The following is a 20813-nucleotide window of genomic DNA, read 5'->3' as shown; positions in this document are numbered from 1 at the left end:
ATACTCATTACTATTAGCGGGTGACTTAAGTCACCCGCTAATAGTAATGAGTAAGGTGCCGATGTTGGAGTTATCTCCAACATGCTAGGCGTCAGCAATACGTTTCCTAAAAATACTTATGGCGCATGTCTTGAAGTCGTGACAAATTCCAACATTCCTAATCCATTTTTACTGTGTAAAATCTATGAAAAGAGTACTCATTTTTTTATTTACCCTGTTGGGGGGATGCCAAATTTTTGCTCAAGAAAACTCAGTTAATTTATCTCAAAATCCTGCCTCCTTAAAATGGTCGCAGATAAAAACACCGCACTTTCGTTTAATTTTCCCGACCAATATCCAGTCGATAGGACAACGAACGGCCAATGTATTAGAAACCGTTTATCAGCCCGTCAGTAATAGTCTGGGGCATAATCCGCGTCCGATTTCTATCCTTCTTCAAAATCAAACGACAGTTTCCAATGGTTTTGTTTCGTTATTTCCGCGTCGTTCAGAATTTTACACTACTCCTCCGCAAGACTATACCCTGCTTGGCACAAACAATTGGCTAGATTTATTGGCAGTACACGAATTCAGACACGTAGTACAGTATGATAAAGCCCTTACGGGCATTACGAAACTAGTTTATACCATTTTTGGGAACAATGGCTTAGGAATCATCAACTCATTGGCCGTGCCAAACTGGTTTGCAGAAGGTGATGCAGTGGGAACAGAATCAGCGTTAACGACTTCGGGCAGAGGGAAAATCCCTGCTTTTGACATGGCTTTGCGCACGCAATTGCTGACCAAAGGGGCTTACAGCTATTCCAAAGCAGTGGGCGGTTCATATAAAAATTTCATCCCGAATCATTATGTGAATGGTTATCTGATGACGTCTTACATGAAGACCAAATATGGTGCTGATGCTTGGGATAAAATTTTGGAGGGTACTTATAGAATGCCTTTCTACCCTTTTTCTTTCTCTAACAACATTAAAAAAGTAACAGGGTTAACAACAGAACAGCTTTATTCAAATGCCTTTGAGGATGCCAAACAACGATGGCAAACGCAGTTGAAAGACATTGAAGAAACGCCCGTTGCTAGTCTTCAAACCAGTAAAAATAAGTTTTTTACCAATTATGAGTTTCCACAGATTTTACCAGATGGCAGGGTACTAGCTTTAAAATCGGGGCTTTCAGATATTCAGCAGTTTGTTATGCTGGATAAACAAAATACGGAAGAAAAAGTAATTGAACTAGGCATTTTTAATAATGCGGGCATGCTATCGGTGGCTGGGACTAAAGTGGCGTGGGCAGAATTTAATTTTGATGTTCGTTGGGGACAACGAGATTACTCTGTTATCAAAGTGTATGACTTCAATACGGAAACCACCAAAACGATAACCCATAAAACCAAATTTGCAGCCCCTGCCCTATCAAATGATGCCAGCAAGATAGTAGTCGTAGAAACTACTGCGGAAAACAAGTATAATTTAGTCGTACTAGCAACTGAAAGCGGTAAAGAAATAGCAAGAATTCCTAATCCAAACAATGCATTTTACATCCACCCACGCTGGACGACTGACAATGAAATATTGGCAGTAAAGCTATTGAATGGCAAAAAAAATATAGTTAGTATTAACGCCGAGAACTATTCAGAAAAAGAATTGTTTAGCCCTATTACTGAAAACATTGCGCATCCTGTGAAGTCGGGAGATTATGTTTTGTTCAATTCTGGTGTAACGGGTATTGATAATATTTTTGCTTTTGACCTTAAAAATAAAAAGCGTTATCAGGTAACTAATCGCAAATTTGGGGCATTCAACCCTGCTGTTTCGGCTGATGGAAAGCTATTGTATTTTAATGATTTTACTGAAAATGGCCATAGAGTTGTAGAGATGCCTTTTAGTCCCAATCAATTTTTAGCCTTTGATGAAACCCTCAACAAGCCAGTGAAGCTTTTTGGAGCACTATTGAGACAAGAAGCAGGAGAAAATTTGCTTAAAAGTGTAGGGAATCAGACTTTTGACACTAAACCATACAGCAAAGCCAACATCTTTAATATTTATAGTTGGGGAGCTGTGTTTAGCTCGAATAATAACAAGCTGAATGTGGGAATTACTTCGCAAGATTTGCTAAGTACTACTGCCATCAGTACAGGGTATTCATACAATGCTAACGAGAAGACAGGGCAATTCTTTGCAGATTTGAGCTTTGAAGCATGGTATCCGAAAATAAATGTCAATTATACCAACGGACAGCGACAAACCAATATTTATATCGATAAGGCTAACCCTTTGGATAGCCTACGGTCGGACAAATGGAATCAACAGCAAATCGTCGTTGGCGTGACTTTGCCGTTTAACTTTACTCGTTCAAAATATTACCAATCGTTAGAGGTTGGCGTAAATACGGCAATCACACAGGTATCAGGATATGATTTACAAGACCGTTATCTTTCAGAAAGCTTTAACGGTACATTTAGCTCGATGATTTATACATTTGCCTATAGCAGACAATTGAAAAGAGCGGTCAGAGATATAGCACCACGTTGGGGACAAAGCATTAGTTTTTATACAAGGAATTTACCCTTTGGCGGTAGCTTACAAGGAGGTCTCACGGTTGTGCAAGGAAGTATGTATCTACCGGGATTTTTTCCGCATCATAGCCTTCGTTTGAGAGCGGCATTCCAACAACAAGCTGGCTTTAAAAATGCCATTGGTGCACCAAACAGTAATCTATATCTTTTCGCTAGCCCTACCTTTTTCCCTCGCGGGTATGGCTACAGAGCCTTTGAAGATTTGACGACAGGCTCGGTAGAATACAGGCTACCTTTATTTGACCCTGACTGGAATTTGGGGAGATTGGTTTACCTAAAAAGATTGAAAGCTAATCTGTTTATGGATTTAGGGCAAGGTGAAACCAATTATAATTGGACTGAAACAAAAAATGGACGAACAGTTACTTACAAAGGTTCGGATACGGGCAACTTCACCTCTATTGGTTTTGATTTCACCGCGCAATTCCACCTTTTGCGTTTCTCTCAACAATTTGAAGCTGGTTGCCGTGGAATTTATCTTCCTAATAAAGGACAATTTATCTTTCAACCTTTAGTAATTGATATTGGTTTTTAACAAAAAACTCTTTATGTTTGATTTATAATCAATCAGTTCAACGATGCGCATCTAACATGAGTTTTTTCTCTTATAGGGTTTACTGGGTAATGCAAATTTCTTGGTGGCTTTTTACAACACTTGTTCTTAGACAACCTTTAACTAAATACTTTGAAAACCCTATGCACCTGGGTTCCTACTTGAGCGTTAATTTCATCGTAGGAATTCTTTTTACGCACTTTTATTCAAAAATTTATTTAAAACGAGAAAGAGAAAACGGACAAATGATTGTTTTTCCGTTGGTAGCTACTTTGCTATTAGGCTTATGCTTTTTTTTAATTGATTATTTTTTTGGCTTTCAAAGATATCGAAAACCGAGTTTGGGTATCGAACTTGAAGCGTATGATTATTATCAGTTTTACCTAGAGTCAATCCGTTATGTAATTATTTGGTTTTTATTTTTCCATCTTTTCTTAAGCAATCGGAATGCACAAAGAAAAGAATTGCAGTTGGCGAATGCTGAAATGTCATTGAAAACTGCCGAGCTCGAAAACCTGAAAAACCAACTCAATCCTCATTTTCTTTTTAATGCTATCAATAGCATTAAGGCGCTCACTATTTTTGACCCAGAACTTGCTCGCCAAGCATTGACTGAATTATCACAATTACTCAGGACATCCCTCACAATGGGTAATCAGCAATTGGTATCGCTTGAGATGGAATTGATGTTGGTCAGAGATTATCTCTTTCTGGAAAAAATAAGGTATGAAAAAAGACTCGAATATTCTTTTGATATTAAACCCGAAACACTTAGCCTAAGCGTCCCTCCTATGTCGGTGCAGTTATTGGTAGAAAACGCCATTAAGCATGGCATTGGTAAAAATAAGTTAGGTGGCAAACTGATGATTGTATCTGATTATAAGCAAAATATTTTTACCCTGAAAGTGATTAATACAGGGAAGCTCATCAACAAAACCAGTGACGAAGGCGTGGGTATGAAGAATCTGCAAAAACGCCTTTTATTAAATTTTCAAGACAAGGCATCTTTTACCTTGACAGAAGAAAATGATGCGGTAATTGCACAGATTATGATAAAAATAGAGCCAGTACCAGTAGGCGGAAATTTTGCATCCTTAAAAAGCAAATTAACTTCTGAGCGGTGAAAAACTTTCTATTAGAGGGTGACTTAAGTCACCCTCTAATAGAAAAAATACTCATGGCATGACTCTGTCAGGTTTATCCTAATTACCAATTAATTGTAAGTCATGCCATGAGTATCTTACAACAAATAAACAACAATACCTGCGAAATAGCCTATCAAAGCCAAAAAGCTGATTTTCTTTAAGTACCACAAAAAATCTATCTTTTCCATTCCCATCACTGCCACACCCGAAGCTGAGCCAATAATCAAGATACTTCCGCCCGTTCCAGCACAATAAGCCATAAATTCCCAGAGCTTAGAGTCAGTGGGGAAGCTTGCTAAATCATACATTCCCATCGAAGCCGCCACCAAAGGAACATTATCAATAATGGCCGATGCCAAGCCGATTGTAATGACAATAATATCTTGATTACCAATAGTAGTATCCATCCACGAAGCCAAATTTGTTAAAAGATGAGTAGCCTCTAAAGAGCCAATTGCCAAGAGTATCCCTAAGAAAAACAAGATACTCGAAGAATCAATTTTACTCAATGCATAAGCCACCGTATAGGGCTTGCGTTCGGCTTCATCTCTGCCATGATGGAGTATTTCAGAAACCACCCAAACAATACCTAACCCTAACAAAACGCCCATATAAGGAGGTAAATGAGTAACCGTTTTGAAAACAGGCACTAATAACAGCATTCCTAAGCCTGCTATCAACATGATAATAGAATGCTTGCGAGCCAACGGAATATTCTTGTCGGCCTTTATATCTTTTGAATCAAAGGCTTGAATATTTCCTTTCATCGTAAAAGAAAGATAAATCAGAGGCACAATGAGCGAAACCAAACTTGGTAATAACAGGCCTTTCATGATAGCAGTAGCAGTAACTTGTCCGCCAATCCAAAGCATCGTAGTCGTAACATCACCAATCGGCGACCAAGCACCCCCTGAATTAGCCGCAATAATCACAACCCCTGCAAAAAGCATCCTAGTTTCTTTGTCCCTAATCAGTTTTCTCAACACAGAAACCATCACAATAGCCGTAGTAAGGTTATCTAAAGCAGCAGACAAGAAAAAAGTAATGAGTGCGATAATCCATAATAAAACAACCTTGTTTTTACTGGTAATTTTATCTGTAATAATCTTGAATCCATGATGAGCGTCTATTAACTCAACAATCGTCATGGCTCCTAATAGAAAAAAGAGGATTTCAGAAACACTCCCTAAATGGTGGGACAATTCCTCCCCAACCAACGTTGGTTCATCAGCAAAGAGGATGTAGATTGTCCAGCATAAAACCCCTGTAATCAAGGCTGTAGCCGTTTTATTAAGATGGATAGGGTGTTCAAAAGCAATGGCCAAATAGCCAATTACAAAAGTAATAATCAGTAAAGTCTGCATATATATGGTTTAAGCTAATAACATTAAATGGCTAAATATTGAGATAAAAAAATTAATATACAAAAATCACCGCCAGCATGACTAACGGTGATTCGCTAACAGATCAAATTATTCTACTACGTTATAACAGTAATCCTTTCATCGACACTTTAATTTCTCCTGAGCAATCATTTCATTAATGTATCAATGGTCTAGTATGCTGTTGTTACATGACAAAGGTCTTGTTTTAACCTTAAGAATAGCTTAATCTAATATTAGAATTCCCTTAGAAAGATAAAAATTAACAGTGCGGAATTTTTACAATAAACTCTGTGCCCAAGTTTAGCTTACTTTTTACCTGTATGATGCCATTGTGAAGTTCAATGATGTGTTTGGCTACCGACAAACCAATGCCAAAGCCTTTGATATTGCTAGTGTTTCTAGCGCGGTAGAAAGGATTAAAAATGTAGGGTAAATCGCTTGTTGAAATACCTATACCTTTGTCTTTTATTTTGATGATGCAATACTTTTTATCAAAACTCAACAAAATATTCGCTTGCTGATTGGAAGAATATTTACAGGCATTTTCCAGCAGATTCACAAAGAGGTTTTCTAACAATACTTCGTTTCCATTGATTAAAGTAAGGTTATCTTCCTCAGGAATCATCTCAAAGCCGAAGATGATTTTATAATGTTGATGACTGTTTTGCACAGCTTTTTGAGCATTCAATAATATTTCCTCCGTTCTTAAGACTTCAAATACAAACTTTTCGCCTTCATCTATGGTTTTGGCTAACTGCAAGAGTCCGTTGGATAATTGAATCAACCTTTCGGTATCATTCAAAATATTCCTTAGCATTTGCTGATATTCTTCCAAAGAATGTTCCTCTTCCAGACCAACTTGTACTTCAGTTTTCAGGGCTGCCAATGGCGTTCTGAGTTCATGCGAAGCCTGTGAAACAAACTGTTTTTGTTGGAGAAAAGCCATTTCCAGCCTTTGAAGCATATCATTAAAATTGACAGAAAGCTCGGCAATTTCATCCTTTCCATTCCCTTCGTCCAATCGTTTTTTGAGGTTATGTGCCGTAATTCTTGAAATCTCTTCATTAATCGATTGAATAGGTTTTAGTGCCTGACTGGCAAAAAATATCCCTAAAACAATCGTAATTAAAATACCCGATAATAAACCAATGGTCAAGGTTTTAATCAGATTTTCCTTCTGCGAAATACCAATTTTATCAGTGGCCGAAGCTACTACTACAAATCTATCAAATTTGCCAGCGAACAATACTCCCACCACTTGTCGCTCATCGCTATTGAAAGTCACCTTGCCTTCCTGTCTTATCTTTTCCAACAAGCTATTAGAGATATAATTAGCCTGATGCTCTACGTTTGAATAAAGCAATTCATTCTTAAAATTAAAAACGAATACTTCCTCATCAGCAAGGCGCAATGAAGAATTTCTATCAATCAATTTTAACAGTCTTGGGGTAAATTCCTGTACATCTACGAGTAAACGAGCCGTAGTATTTGAACGAGCCTGTAGGCGGTCATAGAAATTTTTTTGTTGTTGATTTTCAGCCCTTAGATAGACAATAGCAGAAAAAATCAGCAAGATAATCGCTACGATGATGGTAAATTGAATGGCTATTTTATACCTGATTTGCATGTATTACAAGGTTTTTAATACATATCCTAAGCCCGTTTTGGTATGAATCAATTTAGGTTCGAACTCCCTATCAATTTTTTTGCGGAGGTAATTAATATAGACTTCTACGATATTGGTACTGGTATCAAAATTCAAGTCCCACACGTTTTCTACGATGTCCATTTTTGATAAAACCCGTCCTTTATTCCTCAGCATATATTCCAACAACTCAAATTCTCTCGCTGTTAGCTCAATGCTTTGTTCATCACGGGTGACGGTCTTACTTCTCAGATTCAAGGCCAGATTGGCTTCTCGCAATATTTCAGTACTGACATCCTGTTGTTGATTAGCTCGCCTAATTAATGCTTGAATTCTAGCCATCAGCTCTCTGAATTCAAAAGGTTTTACCAAGTAATCATCCGCACCATGCTCTAAGCCCTTTACTTTATCATCTACCTCACCCATTGCTGTCAGCATCAAGATAGGCGTGAGGATATTATTTTGTCGGATAATTTTACAAACTTCAAAACCATTCATCAGAGGTAGGTTTACATCCAACAAAATCAAATCGTAGATATTATTAGTAGCCAAACTAGCCCCCATAAAACCATCATAGGCAGGTTCAACGATGAAGTTTTTCTTCTCTAGTCCATTTCGTACACTATCCGAAACCCTCTTATCGTCTTCTATGAGTAATATTTTTTTGCTGTTTTCCATAAAATGTGTAGGTCGAGTTTCTAAGTTGATTTATTTGTAGGTCGAGTTTCCAACTCGACTTGAAGACGATAAGTCGAGTTGGAAACTCGACCTACTGAACTTCTTTTGGAAACTCGACCTACTGAATTTCTTGTAAGCTTTCGTAATTAGCCTGCAAAATAGTTTCAATATGTTCGTCTGTCAAGGCTGTTGAAAGAAACATGGCTTCGTATTGTGATGGTGCCAAGTATATGCCTCTTTTTAACATCGCTTGGAAATATTTTCCGAAGGCTACTGTGTCAGATGTTTTGGCATCTTCAAAATTATTTACGGCTTTGTCGGTAAAGAACAACGTGAACATAGAGCCTACATGATTTAAGGTATAATTCAACCCTAATTTGTTCATATTGGCTTTCATTCCCTCGGTTAATCTTGTCCCTACTTCTTCCAAACGGGTATAAACAGATGGTGTTTCGTTTAAATGATTCAACATTGCTAACCCTGCGGCCATCGCTATCGGATTACCCGAAAGTGTTCCTGCTTGATAGACTGGTCCTGCTGGTGATACACAGTCCATGATTTCTTTCTTACCGCCATAAGCTCCTACGGGCATTCCTCCTCCGATGATTTTCCCCATCGTGGTCATGTCTGGTGTTACGCCACAACGCTCTTGGAAACCTCCTTTGGCTAAACGGAAGCCTGTCATTACCTCATCAAAAATCAAGATAATGCCTTCTTTATCACAAATAGCACGCAAACCTTCTAAGAAACCTTCGGCTGGTTTTACCAAACCCATATTCCCTACTACTGGCTCAAGTATGATACAGGCGATATTCCCTTTATTAGCATCTACTAACGTCTGTACGGCTTCTAAATTATTATAGGGTGCGGTCAAGGTATCGTTGGCTACGCCTTTGGTTACGCCTGGTGAATCTGGACTTCCGAATGTCATCACGCCTGAACCTGCTGCGATAAGGAAGGAGTCGCCATGACCGTGATAATTACCTTCAAACTTTATCATTTTATCTCTGCCTGTATATCCTCTGGCAACTCTCACTGCCGACATCGTGGCTTCTGTACCTGAGTTTACCATGCGCACTTTTTCAACTGAAGGAACCATCGAGCAAATCAATTCTGCCATTTCTACTTCTCTGCGTGTGGGCGCTCCGAATGAAAAACCGCTTTGAATGGCATCTGAAACGGCTTTTTCTACTAGTTCATGGGCATGACCTAATATCATTGGCCCCCATGAATTGATTAATTCAATATAAGCATTACCATCTTCATCATGTAAATAGGCTCCTTTTGCTGATTTTATAAATATCGGATTTCCCCCTACTGCACGAAATGCTCTTACTGGCGAATTCACGCCTCCGGGAATAAAATTTTTAGCTTTCTGAAAAAGTTGTTCTGATTGTGTCATTGTTTTTGTTTTTGTGGAGACGCAAGACTTTAAGACTTAAGACGCTAGACTTTATATGTAAGACTCTAGATTTTAGACGTAAGATTTAAGATATTAGATGCAAGAAATTGGAAAACAGGAAGATGGATTTTAAATATTAGAGAGAAGAAACTAATCTCATTTATTGATTCTTCTTTTTTCTACTATTTCATACCAATCCCGCTTGTTTCTCCACCTTTAATTTTATCTAAATCACAAATCAAATCTTAAAATAATAGGTCTAAAATCTAGTGTCTTGTATCTAATATCTAGCGTCTTACTTACATCTTAAAGTCTAACGTCTTGTGTCTTTAAGTCTAGCGTCTCATCCCTACTTCGCCAATACAAACTTATAATTTTGCAAAGTCGTGATTGGGCAAATTTGGTTGTCTTGTGATTTGAAATAATTAAAGCCTAATAAAGTATATGAATTATTGTAAGTAGCTGGCGTATCCAAGCCTTTGCGGATGTCATATCCATTTTTCCCGAAGAGTCTCCCCCAGAAAAGTGCTAAATCATACCCATGAAAAGCATAATAAGAAGGAATAATACCATACTTTGCTAAGTATTCTTTTCGGAAACTATCCACCTCTGGCTTATCATTGTCAATAAACTCAGGATTGATACAATAGATTTCCCTGCCCGCCAATGTTCCATTACTTAAATTATAACTATTGAAAGCCTCCGCAGTTGTAATCAGCGGAGCCATTATTTCCTTTTTGTTCAAGGCCGTAATCATCGAAAGTCCTGCTTTCTTTTCAGAAGTAGCCATAAAAATATGGCTCACTCTTTTTTCAGGAAGTTTCGCCATAATATCTTCAGCAGTAGATTTTATCTTTTCAAACTTAACAATATCATAACCAATTTTTTCCATTTGCTTTCGATATACCTCCGCTGTGACAGAATCATTGGTAGCATCTGAATAATAGATAGCTACGTCTCTACCCATAAAAGCTTGTCGACTGACAAACTCAACGGCCTTCATTGCCTGCATGGCTGCCGAAGGCTGAGCCAAGAACGATAAGTTATAATCTTCCAAAATCTTCTGATTATTCGACATCGGATTCACGATAGGAATCTGATTGGTTTCACTATAAACAGAAGCAATTTTGTTGGTCTCTGTATAAAGTGGTCCAATGAGTAAATCCATCATCTGAAAGGAACGATTATTGACCAGCTCAAGCATCTCGTCGGGTTCGTTTGCCATGTCATATACAAAGCAATTTATCGTCACTCCTTCTTTCAATAATTGTGCTTTCGCCAATTTCATACCTTGATACAAATCCAAGGCATATTGATTTTTCCTGACCCTGTCGATACCCATATTTTTAATCTCGACTGGCACTAATAAAGCAAAATTAAAATATCCTTTAGAGGTTCTCGACTTTGTAACGCCTGCGGAAGTAGCACTAATGGTTAAATTTTGTTCAACTTTATCAGACAAAACCGTTTCATTAGGAAACTTCTTTGATAGCTCTTGTATAAGTTTCGGTGAATCTATCCTACGGGTATAAAATATTTTCATCTCCGTTAATTCATTTTGAAGGGAATCCGAAGGAATTTTTTGAGCTATCGCAAAACCCTCTGTATATTTTTTTTCTTCAAAAGCCAAGACACTTAACAAAAAGTTAATGTCTGCTTTACCTGCCCAGCTTGGGAAAGCTGCTATTAAATTTTTCAGCGTAGTTTTTGCTCCAGTAAATTCTTTTAATTGGATGGCACTCAAGGCGGCAAAGTAAAAAGTATTGGGTACAAGGGCCGTCGCTACATGATTGTTGGCAAGATGCGTGAAGGCTATTTTAGCTTTTTCGTACTCATGATTTTTGTATAATTCTAATGCTTTTTTATAAGCTTGCTCATATTCAGAAACTGTATTCTGAGCCTTCCCTACTTGAAAAGTAAACAGTATGATTAAAATCCAGATGAATCTATTTAGCATATTTGAAAATTTGAGTTTTACAAAGATAATAAACTTTGTATATTCACGATTGTATCAATTACTCATCAAAACTAATTTCATAATGAACATTCACTGGTACCTCAAGCATTTCAGAGACTTAACTACAATCGAATTATACCAAATTCTACAACTCCGTAATGAAGTTTTTATTGTTGAGCAGCATTGTCCTTTTCAAGATTTGGACAACAAAGACCTTGTCTCATTTCATTTTATGGGTTTTGATACCGAGACCCAAAAGATTGTCGCTTATACTCGACTAATAGCCCCCGGCATTTCTTATGAAGAAGCGTCTATTGGCAGAGTGGTTACTTCACCATTGGCACGTGGTGGAGGCTTCGGCAAGTCATTGATGATAAAATCTATTGAAATGATGGAGAAAATCTTTGCAGGAAGCCCCATCAGAATCGGAGCACAATTATATCTCAAGCAATTTTATGAATCTTTTGGCTTTCAACAAGTTAGTGAAATATATTTAGAAGACGACATAGAACACATAGAAATGTTAAGGATTGAATAAAACAAATCCGTATTTTAGCGAACAAAAAACGCCAAATCATCATTTATTACTCAACATCAATTGACCAAAAACAAGCATTAAACACGGTAGGTTTAGCGACTCGTGCTACTATCTCCAAGATTATTTTTTATACAAATTCATGAATAAAACACAGCTTTCAATTATTGCCAAAACCGTTGGCGTAAACATTACCCAAGTACAGAATACAATCAATTTATTAGAAGAAGGAGGAACTGTTCCTTTCATAGCGAGGTATAGAAAGGAGGCTACGGGGAGTTTGGATGAAGTACAGATTCTGGATATTAAAGAGCTTTGGGGTAAACTAAAAGAAGCAGATAAACGTCGTGAAGGCATTATTAAATCTATTGAAGAGCAAGGAAAAATGACCCCAGAGTTGTTAGAAAAGCTCAACAATGCCTATTACCTACAAGAATTAGAAGACCTTTATTTACCTTATAAACAAAAGCGTAAGACCAGAGCAAGCATTGCGATTGAAAAGGGATTAGAGCCTTTGGCAAAACTTATTTTTGAGCAAAAAGAAGCCAATATCCTTAAAAAAGCCGAAGCATATTTGAATGATAAAGTAAGTAATGTAGAAGAAGCCCTGCAAGGGTCGAGGGATATTATTGCTGAATGGATTAATGAGAGCGTAGATGCCCGCAATGCCGTAAGAAAGGTATTTGAGCGTGAGGCGATGGTATATGCCAAAGTAAAAAAAGGAAAAGAGGAAGAAGGAATCAAGTATAAAGACTATTTTGACTTCTACGAACCTTTGAAAAAAGTACCTTCGCACAGGTTGTTAGCCTTGCGTCGGGGTGAAGAAGAAGGATTCCTGAGCGTAAGTATTTCACCTGATGAAGATAATGCTTTGGGGGCATTGGATAGAATTTTCTTGAAAGGATTGCCTGATGCGAAAAAGATTGTCGAAGATTCCATCACCGACTGTTACAAAAGGTTGATGAAGCCATCGATTGAAAACGAGTTTGCAGGGTTTTCAAAAGAAAAAGCTGATGCGGAAGCCATCAAAATTTTTGCACAGAACCTTCGTCAGCTATTATTGGCGTCGCCACTTGGTCAGAAAAAAGTATTGGCCATCGACCCAGGCTATCGTACTGGTTGCAAGACAGTAGTATTAGATGGTCAAGGAAATTTATTACACGATACGGTTATTTATCCATTCGATAAAGTACAGGAAGCACAAAACGTTGTTTTGACGCTTTCTGAAAAATACCAAATAGAGGCAGTGGCTATTGGAAACGGGACTGCTGGTAGAGAAACAGAAGATTTTGTCAAGAAATTGCCTTTTAAGAAAGTACCACAAATTTTTGTAGTATCTGAACAGGGTGCTTCTATCTATTCGGCCTCTCCTATTGCCCGCGAAGAGTTTCCTGATAAAGATGTTACTGTGCGCGGAGCCGTTTCTATTGGTCGAAGATTGATGGACCCTTTGGCAGAGTTGGTAAAAATAGACCCGAAATCTATTGGTGTAGGGCAATATCAACACGATGTTGACCAGTCGATGTTAAAAGGCACGCTTGATACCGTGGTCGAGAGTTGTGTAAATGCGGTAGGCGTAAATTTGAATACGGCTTCTAAACATTTGCTAAGTTACGTAGCTGGACTGGGGCCATCGTTGGCTGCTAACATTGTGAAGTATCGTCAGGAAAATGGTGATTTTAAATCTCGCCAGCAAATTAAAAAGGTTGCTCGCTTAGGCGACAAAGCGTTTGAACAATGTGCTGGATTCTTAAGGATTCAGAACGCTGAAAATCCGTTGGATAATTCTGCGGTTCACCCTGAGACGTATCCTATCGTCGAAAAAATGGCGAAGGATTTAAAATGCTCTGTAAAAGACCTGATGAGTTCAGCGGAATTAAGAAAACAATTAAATTTGAATGCTTATGCCAACGATAAAATCGGGTTGCTGACGCTTCAAGATATTCTGAAAGAACTAGAAAAGCCTTCACGTGACCCACGTGAGCAATTAACGGCTTTTGAATTTGATGCAAATGTGAAGAAGGTGGAGGATTTGTATGAGGGAATGGTACTTCCGGGTATCGTCACTAACATAACGGCATTTGGCTGTTTTGTGGACGTCGGTGTAAAACAGGACGGTTTAGTGCATATTTCTCAGCTAGCCAACCAATACGTTTCTGACCCTAACCAAGTGGTGAAATTACAACAACAGGTACAGGTAAGAGTAATGGAAGTAGATATCGCACGTAAAAGAATTGCCTTGAGTATGAAGGCGGTTTAGATTTTTAGGACTAAGGGACGTTTGGACTTTATGACTTTAGGATTTTGGGAACTTTTGGATTGGGGGACTTAGGACTTTAGGTTTAGAATAGAAGTCGTAAATGAAGCACAAAAGTAGCTATTGAAATAGCTTTTTTAATAAGATAATCCTCAAAAAAATTCTATTAGCGGGTGACTTAAGTCACCCGCTAATAGAAAAGAATTAGAACTTAAATGTGCATCGTCAATCCTAAAGTCCTTCAATCCTAAGTCCACAGTTCCTAAAGTCCTCCAGTCCTAAAGTCTACAAAATCCACACAAAAAAAATGAATCAACAAACCAACAACCTAGAAGTATGGATGCGTGGGCCCATTGCGGGGTTGGCTCCATTATTACAACCAGTGGCTCATGCAATCTTACAAGCACGAGAAGAAGTAAACCTGATGATGATTGACTTCCCCGAAGAATTACTTTGGGAATCTCCTGCGGGCTGTGCATCAGTAGCTTTTCATTTGAAACATCTGTCAGGCGTATTAGATAGACTGTTTACTTATGCCAATGATCAAGCCCTTAATGAAGACCAATTAGAACTTTTACAACTAGAATCTGTAAAAAATCAACCTAATATAAACGTAAAGGCACTACTTACTCGTTTTAACAATCAAGTAAACAAAGCACTTACACAATTAAAAAATACGAATGAAAAAACGTTGCTAGAACCACGGGGTATTGGTAGGAAGAAAATTCCTAGTAATGTACTTGGACTGCTGTTTCATTCGGCCGAACATACCCAACGCCATACGGGGCAACTTTACGTCACCGTGAAAGTATTGAAGAGTGCCAAAAACAATATTATTCAGCTATAAACATATTTTATTTATTTTTATGAGACAAAACCGCCTGAATATTTTTTATCGTTTTTTTTTACTGATAAGCTTAGCTGTCTTTTTAGATTCATGTAAATTATTCCGTAGGAAAGAGCAAGATAATGTTGCTACTCGTCCCAAACCTGTTGCTAGACCAGCAAATAACAATAAGGTTTATAATAATAAAACCATCAATAACATTGTTTCAACGGCAAGAAGCTATACGGGTGTGCCTTATCGAGCAGGCGGAGCCGATAGAAATGGCATGGATTGTTCGGGTTTGTTGTTTTGTGTTTATTCGCAATTGGGCTATAAAATTCCAAGAATCTCATATCAGCAATCAGACTTTGGCAAAGAAATTTCCCTTGACGACCTCCGCCCTGGCGACTGGGTATTTTTTGTAACCAACAAAGGCAACGTCAGCAACATCAATCACGCGGGCATGATTACAGAATTGCGAAGCAATAAAGAAGTGATGTTTATTCATGCCTCTTCATCAAAAGGTATCAGAGAAGATAATCTTTTTACTAAATTTTGGATGAGTTGTTTTGCTAAAGCGAGCAGACCGTTTTAAGCCAATTTCAAGCCAATTACCAAAGCCCACATCATCGCAAAGCTAATCAGCATGGAAACATTCACTAACATTCCTGCAATCTTAGTATCATAATTGAGTTCGTCAGAGAAAGGTAAGAGCGTCATTCCGACAGGAATTATTAGCACTATTAATAATACATTTCTGTACAGTTGCTCAACAGGCAAGAAGTAAAAAAAAGCAAAACCCAACAAAAATCCCCAGAAATAACGAATCATTAGCACCTTGGAAACCTTCTTGAATATTTCGCCAGAAATGGAAAGATTCAAGTAAATCCCCATGATTAATAATACAATAACTTTGTTTCCCCTAGCCATTACATCCAAGACATCAATCACAATCGTTGGGAGTTCTATCTTAGCCAAATTAACAAAAACACCCAATAGAATAGCCTGAAAAGGCACTAAAGTAAAGATTTTCAAAATAGCTTTTTTCGCATTTTGACTGATGGTCGCTCCTTCATTTTTATCTGATAAAAATACACCTGTTCCATACACTAATCCGAAAATGGCAAAGGAATTACCAAAATCAAACATGGCGGCATAGACCATTCCCGCTTGTCCCCAAATACCTTCAATTAGTGGATAAGCAAAAAGCCCAAGATTGAAACCTCCACTCCCCATAATTAAGATTGCCCTCATTTTCTGGGTTTGTTTTTTGAATAACCATGCCGCCGTAAACATAGTCAATAATGAAAAACAAAAAGAAATAACAGGAAGTAATAGCAAGTTGAACTCAAAATGTACACGCCTCATTGTCAAGAACATCAAAGCAGGAAAAGTAGTGTGCATCAATAGCTTAGAAACGACTTTGCCTTCTGTTTCAGATACAACATTTTGGCGTTTCAGGAAATACCCTACTAAAATAATACTCAAAGCAGTGATAAAAACGGTATTGGTTTGATTCATGAAAATACTTAAAGAAAAACAAAGCGTTTCCTAAAATTTAGAAATGTTGGGGAAAATGTATGAGCCAGCTAAAAGCCTCTACTTTATATAAGTTTAAAAGCAAAGAATAAGTTGGCGTCAGAATATTTACAAAAGCTATTAGGTAGATAAACTTACTTGCTTTTTCATTGATTTGTGCCACTAATAAATACACTACATACACTAGCAAAAAGGAATAAGCCAAGCTTCGGGTAACGTCTTCAACAGCAGTACCTACCAAAAAAGAAAGAAGGAAAACGCCTGTAAACCATACAGCTACGATATAATATTTCTTTTTGAAGAGATAAAAGCAAGCAAAAATAATTAAAAGCAAGTTTAATTTCAAAGATGAAAAAATAGCATAGGGAATCTTTGCACCATGAATAAAACCTAAGCCAAGTTTAACGCCGCTGTTTGCTCCAACAGGTGTTTGTAAGTGATAAAGGAAATAGAAAAATATCCTGATGGATCCATAAATTACTAAACTAATTAACACAAGCCAGAAAGATTTATTCTCAACAATCATTTTCTGAAAAGTAGTGATAAAATTTCTATTTGTATTTGGTAGAGGAAGAAGCGTTAGCCCCGCAAACAATGGTATGACTAAGGAAGGAGCCACACTCCTTTCATCAACAAAATAGCTAGCTACTAAAAATAAAACACATAATGGATTTTTATAAAAATATAAAGAAAGTAGCAAGCCAAAATAAGCGTAGGAATCATAAAATAGCGTATCAAAATTAAAGGAATTGCCCACATACGAAAACAGCAGGGCGATAGTTCCCCAAAAACCCAATACATAATTGTTGGTGGCTTTATATATTATCTTGACAGATAGCCAAATAAAAAGTGGAAGTAATAAAACTTGAAGATAAAATAAACGAAGAGCGTTTAAGCCAAAGACATTTGCTAAAATATAGGGCGTTATTCTTAGGTCTCTTTTACTAAAATGATCTTCCGGCAAAAGATTTTCCGTGGGTTTAAAGGGATTACTGATTTTATTATTCACAAATTTTTGCACCAACATATCATTTCCCGTCCAATCATTATGCAGCCTTTTTCTAATTACTTCAGGGTAATATATCAAAGAAAAAATTAAAAAAACGCTTATACACATGCCAATGCACCAGTATCTATTTTGCAAAGATTTATTAATTAAACCATTGAAGTTGGTCAAGAGAAGACTTATGTTTGGTAACATACTGTAGAGTTTTAAATAAAAGTATTGTATTGAAAGAAAACATTTGCCTAATAATAAGTTACAATTCAATCGAAGGCATAAAAACAAAAATAGGTGTTTTGAACCATTTTAAACCACCCTAAACGTAAATTTTATCTCTCTTTAATAGTATTATGATAATCATTGACAAATTTAATCTTCATAACTCCTATAATTTCTAAGCTTTAACTAATTTTGCAACTATATTCATGTATGTCGTAAATATGTAATGTATTTGTGGGCAACATCTAACAGATAACATCAAAAAATAATGGGTAAGAAAGTTTTAATTATTGGTGCAGGAGGCGTAGGAAACGTAGTTGTAAAGAAATGTGCCATGAATCCAGAAGTATTTTCTGAAGTAGTTTTAGCAAGCCGTACAAAACGTAAATGTGATGCCATTGCTGAGGAATGTGCTAAAATAGGGCTACCAACCAAAGTAGAAACTGCGCAAGTAGATGCTGATAATGTACCAGAATTAGTAGCCTTGATTAATCAGGTGAAACCGTTTATGGTTATCAATGTAGCACTTCCGTATCAAGATTTAACAATTATGGATGCTTGTTTGGAAACTGGCGTTCATTATATGGATACTGCTAATTATGAACCAAAAGATGTTGCTAAATTTGAATATTCTTGGCAGTGGGCATATCAAGAGCGTTTTAAAGAAGCAGGTTTGATGGCGCTTTTAGGTTGTGGTTTTGACCCAGGCGTTACACAAGTTTATACTGCTTATGCAAATAAACACCACTTCGATGAAATGCACTATTTAGACATCATCGACTGTAATGCTGGCGACCATGGAAAAGCTTTTGCAACCAACTTTAACCCTGAAATCAATATTCGTGAGATTACTCAGAAAGGACGTTATTGGGAAAATGGCGAATGGGTAGAAATTGATGCGATGTCAATCCATAAACCTATCGAATATCCGGGAATCGGACCAAAAGAATCGTATGTATTGTACCATGAAGAATTAGAATCTTTGGTTAAAAACTTTCCAACGTTGAAACGTGCAAGATTCTGGATGACCTTCGGGCAACAATACATTACACACTTACAAGTATTGGAAAATGTAGGAATGACTTCTATTACTCCTATCAAATTCCAAGGAATTGATATCGTACCATTAGAATTTTTGAAAGCAGTACTTCCTGAGCCAGGTTCATTAGGCGAAAATTATACTGGCGAAACATCAATCGGTTGCCAAATTAAGGGTATTAAAGACGGTGTAGAAAAAACATATTATGTTTGGAACAACTGTAAACATCAAGATTGCTGGAGAGAAGTACAAGCGCAAGGCGTAAGTTATACAACAGGTGTACCAGCGATGATTGGTGCGATGATGATGATTACTGGCGAATGGATGAAACCAGGCGTTTGGAACTGTGAAGAAATGAATCCTGATCCATTCATGGCAATGTTGAATATTCATGGTTTACCTTGGAACGAAGAAATTAACGGCGTTCTTCCGCATGAGTATTAACGAATATGATAGAATTTTAGAGGAGAATTCTTAGGGGATAACCGTTTTGGTAAGTATCTAAAGCAATTGGAAGTATTAGCTAAACTTCGTAATTTACAAGATGAAACCGTAAAACAGACTGCCATTATGCCCATTGTATATGACTTAGAAACAGACATCCGTTACGTACAAGGTATGACGATGGGTGAAGAAAAAGGGAAAGAAAAAACCCTTGATAATAATATAGTTTTATTACTTCAATCAAATTTATTGACGGCCCAACAAATTGCTGACACTTTAAATGTGCCTTTAAAAAGAGTTGAAAAGCTTAAGAAAAAGTTGTAAACGTTACATCAAAAACAATAAAATTATTTTGCCCGTATTGAAAAGTACGGGCAATTTTGTGAATAAATAAACCATTCATACAACAAAAAATGATTGATTTTTCTCAAATACCTTCTCCATGTTATGTATTGGAAGATAGGTTATTACGTAAAAATTTAGAACTCCTTCAATACGTTCAACAGCAAGCTGGCATCGAAATCATTTGTGCATTAAAGGGCTTTTCGATGTTCTCTACGTTCCCGATGGTTCGCCAATATTTGGCTGGAGCAACGGCAAGTTCGTTGCATGAAGCACGTTTGGCTTTTGAAGAAATGGCCTCTAAAGCACACGTTTATTCTCCTGCTTACTTAGATAAAGAATTTGACGAGTTGATGTCTTATTCTTCACATATTTCTTTTAATTCATTGGCTCAGTTTGATAAATTTAAAGAAAGAACTATCCAGCATGGCATCAGTTGTGGGCTACGTATTAACCCTCAATATTCTGAGGTAGAGACAGATATGTACAATCCATGTATTGCGGGTTCGCGTTTGGGTATTACCCGCAATCAATTAGGTGATACTTTGCCTGAAGGCATTGAAGGCTTACACTCGCATACTTTGTGCGAGAACGATTCTTATACGCTTGAACGTACTTTAAAAGCTATCGAAGAACGTTTCGGAGATTTATTGAAACAAGTTAAATGGTTGAATTTAGGCGGAGGACATTTAATAACACGTGCTGATTATGAACCTGAGCATTTAATTAGTGTATTAAAAGGTTTGAAAAGTAGGTTCCCGAACCTAAAAATTATCCTAGAACCAGGTTCGGCTGTGGGTTGGAGAACAGGATACTTAACGTCTACTGTATTAGATATCATCGATTCTCAAGGAATTAATGTGGCGATTCTTGATGTAAGCTTTGCCGCACACATGCCTGATACTTTAGAGATGCCTTATAAGCCAAAAATTCTGGGGGCACACCAAGAACCCGTAGCAGGCAAACATACTTATCGTTTCGGGGGAATGACTTGTCTAGCTGGTGATTTTTATGGAGATTATTCTTTCGACGAGCCTTTGAAAATTGGAGATTCCATCGTTTTTGATGACATGATTCATTATACTATGGTAAAAACAACTACCTTCAATGGGGTTAATTTACCTTCTATAGGTATCTGGAGAGAAAATGAAACTTTCGATTTAGTAAAAACCTTTGGTTACGAAAGCTTCAAAGATAGATTGAGTTAATAGTAGTACTCAATTTTATGTAAAAAGCCTGACAAGTTTCCAACTCGTCAGGCTTTTTATTA

At 37.3% G+C, this 20813-nt stretch carries 16 protein-coding genes; 9 read left to right on the top strand and 7 right to left on the bottom strand.

Features of this window, described 5'->3' with window-relative positions; genetic code table 11:
- Window positions 1–184 precede the first annotated feature (184 nt).
- Window positions 185–3109 (top strand): hypothetical protein, encoded by a 2925-nt coding sequence (locus AC07XN_RS06645; RefSeq protein WP_494742474.1) that lies wholly within the window; start codon window positions 185–187, stop codon window positions 3107–3109.
- 56 nt (window positions 3110–3165) lie between these two features.
- Window positions 3166–4251, top strand: a complete 1086-nt coding sequence (locus tag AC07XN_RS06640; protein ID WP_494742473.1) for a sensor histidine kinase — start codon at window positions 3166–3168, stop codon at window positions 4249–4251.
- Window positions 4252–4367: 116 nt separating this feature from the next.
- Here AC07XN_RS06640 and nhaD read toward each other — a convergent pair whose 3' ends face one another.
- The 5 genes from nhaD to AC07XN_RS06615 form a co-directional block, all read right to left on the bottom strand.
- The gene (gene nhaD / locus AC07XN_RS06635; RefSeq protein WP_309922748.1) at window positions 4368–5636 is read right to left on the bottom strand and encodes a sodium:proton antiporter NhaD; all 1269 of its coding nucleotides are present in this window, start codon (window positions 5634–5636) and stop codon (window positions 4368–4370) included.
- A 280-nt stretch (window positions 5637–5916) separates the two neighbouring features.
- Window positions 5917–7284: a HAMP domain-containing sensor histidine kinase gene (locus tag AC07XN_RS06630; protein ID WP_494742472.1), complete on the bottom strand. Its 1368-nt coding sequence runs from the start codon at window positions 7282–7284 to the stop codon at window positions 5917–5919.
- Between the two features lie 3 nt (window positions 7285–7287).
- Complete coding sequence (locus AC07XN_RS06625; RefSeq protein WP_494742471.1) at window positions 7288–7980, bottom strand: response regulator transcription factor; 693 nt, start codon at window positions 7978–7980, stop codon at window positions 7288–7290.
- A gap of 118 nt (window positions 7981–8098) precedes the next feature.
- Window positions 8099–9382, bottom strand: a complete 1284-nt coding sequence (gene hemL / locus AC07XN_RS06620; RefSeq protein ID WP_494742470.1) for a glutamate-1-semialdehyde 2,1-aminomutase — start codon at window positions 9380–9382, stop codon at window positions 8099–8101.
- Between the two features lie 349 nt (window positions 9383–9731).
- Window positions 9732–11339 carry an ABC transporter substrate-binding protein gene (locus AC07XN_RS06615; RefSeq protein ID WP_309922756.1) on the bottom strand — a complete coding sequence of 536 codons (1608 nt, stop codon included), beginning with the start codon at window positions 11337–11339 and terminating at the stop codon, window positions 9732–9734.
- Window positions 11340–11421: 82 nt separating this feature from the next.
- Here AC07XN_RS06615 and AC07XN_RS06610 point away from each other — a divergent pair, with 82 nt between their 5' ends.
- The 4 genes from AC07XN_RS06610 (at window position 11422) to AC07XN_RS06595 (ending at window position 15552) form a co-directional block, all read left to right on the top strand.
- Entirely contained in the window at window positions 11422–11877 is a 456-nt protein-coding gene (locus AC07XN_RS06610) for a GNAT family N-acetyltransferase (RefSeq protein ID WP_309922758.1), read from the top strand.
- 139 nt (window positions 11878–12016) lie between these two features.
- Window positions 12017–14134 carry a Tex family protein gene (locus tag AC07XN_RS06605; protein WP_494742469.1) on the top strand — a complete coding sequence of 706 codons (2118 nt, stop codon included), beginning with the start codon at window positions 12017–12019 and terminating at the stop codon, window positions 14132–14134.
- A gap of 304 nt (window positions 14135–14438) precedes the next feature.
- Complete coding sequence (locus AC07XN_RS06600; protein ID WP_494742468.1) at window positions 14439–14978, top strand: DinB family protein; 540 nt, start codon at window positions 14439–14441, stop codon at window positions 14976–14978.
- Between the two features lie 19 nt (window positions 14979–14997).
- Window positions 14998–15552 carry a C40 family peptidase gene (locus tag AC07XN_RS06595; RefSeq protein WP_494742467.1) on the top strand — a complete coding sequence of 185 codons (555 nt, stop codon included), beginning with the start codon at window positions 14998–15000 and terminating at the stop codon, window positions 15550–15552.
- Here the strand turns inward: AC07XN_RS06595 and AC07XN_RS06590 are convergent.
- Together AC07XN_RS06590 and AC07XN_RS06585 are read right to left on the bottom strand one after the other, a co-directional pair.
- Entirely contained in the window at window positions 15549–16478 is a 930-nt protein-coding gene (locus AC07XN_RS06590; protein WP_309922765.1) for an AEC family transporter, read from the bottom strand. The two genes, AC07XN_RS06595 and AC07XN_RS06590, sit on opposite strands and share 4 nt — an antisense overlap.
- Before the next feature lie 37 nt (window positions 16479–16515).
- Entirely contained in the window at window positions 16516–17697 is a 1182-nt protein-coding gene (locus tag AC07XN_RS06585; protein WP_494742466.1) for a hypothetical protein, read from the bottom strand.
- A gap of 289 nt (window positions 17698–17986) precedes the next feature.
- Between AC07XN_RS06585 and AC07XN_RS06580 the strand changes: the two genes are divergently transcribed.
- The 3 genes from AC07XN_RS06580 (at window position 17987) to nspC (ending at window position 20751) form a co-directional block, all read left to right on the top strand.
- A complete protein-coding gene (locus AC07XN_RS06580) occupies window positions 17987–19201 on the top strand; it encodes a saccharopine dehydrogenase family protein (RefSeq protein ID WP_309922769.1) in 1215 nt (404 codons plus the stop codon).
- A 66-nt stretch (window positions 19202–19267) separates the two neighbouring features.
- Entirely contained in the window at window positions 19268–19525 is a 258-nt protein-coding gene (locus tag AC07XN_RS06575) for a hypothetical protein (protein WP_494742465.1), read from the top strand.
- Between the two features lie 89 nt (window positions 19526–19614).
- Window positions 19615–20751, top strand: coding sequence for a carboxynorspermidine decarboxylase (nspC, locus tag AC07XN_RS06570; protein ID WP_494742464.1), 1137 nt, complete (start codon window positions 19615–19617; stop codon window positions 20749–20751).
- The last annotated feature ends 62 nt before the right edge of the window (window positions 20752–20813 follow it).

Source organism: Arcicella sp. GW458-12-2-14-TSB2, from assembly GCF_059423785.1.
Note: the sequence above shows the minus strand (reverse complement) of the source record. Positions and strands in the feature narration are given on the sequence as shown.

Coding starts and splice junctions, on each gene's coding strand:
- AC07XN_RS06580 (WP_309922769.1), top strand. CDS start 17,987: ATGGGTAAGAAAGTTTTAATTATTGGTGCAGGAGGCGTAGGAAACGTA.
- AC07XN_RS06600 (WP_494742468.1), top strand. CDS start 14,439: ATGAATCAACAAACCAACAACCTAGAAGTATGGATGCGTGGGCCCATT.
- hemL (WP_494742470.1), bottom strand. CDS start 9,382: ATGACACAATCAGAACAACTTTTTCAGAAAGCTAAAAATTTTATTCCC.
- AC07XN_RS06590 (WP_309922765.1), bottom strand. CDS start 16,478: ATGAATCAAACCAATACCGTTTTTATCACTGCTTTGAGTATTATTTTA.
- AC07XN_RS06595 (WP_494742467.1), top strand. CDS start 14,998: ATGAGACAAAACCGCCTGAATATTTTTTATCGTTTTTTTTTACTGATA.
- AC07XN_RS06640 (WP_494742473.1), top strand. CDS start 3,166: ATGAGTTTTTTCTCTTATAGGGTTTACTGGGTAATGCAAATTTCTTGG.
- AC07XN_RS06645 (WP_494742474.1), top strand. CDS start 185: ATGAAAAGAGTACTCATTTTTTTATTTACCCTGTTGGGGGGATGCCAA.
- AC07XN_RS06630 (WP_494742472.1), bottom strand. CDS start 7,284: ATGCAAATCAGGTATAAAATAGCCATTCAATTTACCATCATCGTAGCG.
- AC07XN_RS06585 (WP_494742466.1), bottom strand. CDS start 17,697: ATGTTACCAAACATAAGTCTTCTCTTGACCAACTTCAATGGTTTAATT.
- AC07XN_RS06605 (WP_494742469.1), top strand. CDS start 12,017: ATGAATAAAACACAGCTTTCAATTATTGCCAAAACCGTTGGCGTAAAC.
- AC07XN_RS06625 (WP_494742471.1), bottom strand. CDS start 7,980: ATGGAAAACAGCAAAAAAATATTACTCATAGAAGACGATAAGAGGGTT.
- nhaD (WP_309922748.1), bottom strand. CDS start 5,636: ATGCAGACTTTACTGATTATTACTTTTGTAATTGGCTATTTGGCCATT.
- AC07XN_RS06615 (WP_309922756.1), bottom strand. CDS start 11,339: ATGCTAAATAGATTCATCTGGATTTTAATCATACTGTTTACTTTTCAA.
- nspC (WP_494742464.1), top strand. CDS start 19,615: ATGATTGATTTTTCTCAAATACCTTCTCCATGTTATGTATTGGAAGAT.
- AC07XN_RS06610 (WP_309922758.1), top strand. CDS start 11,422: ATGAACATTCACTGGTACCTCAAGCATTTCAGAGACTTAACTACAATC.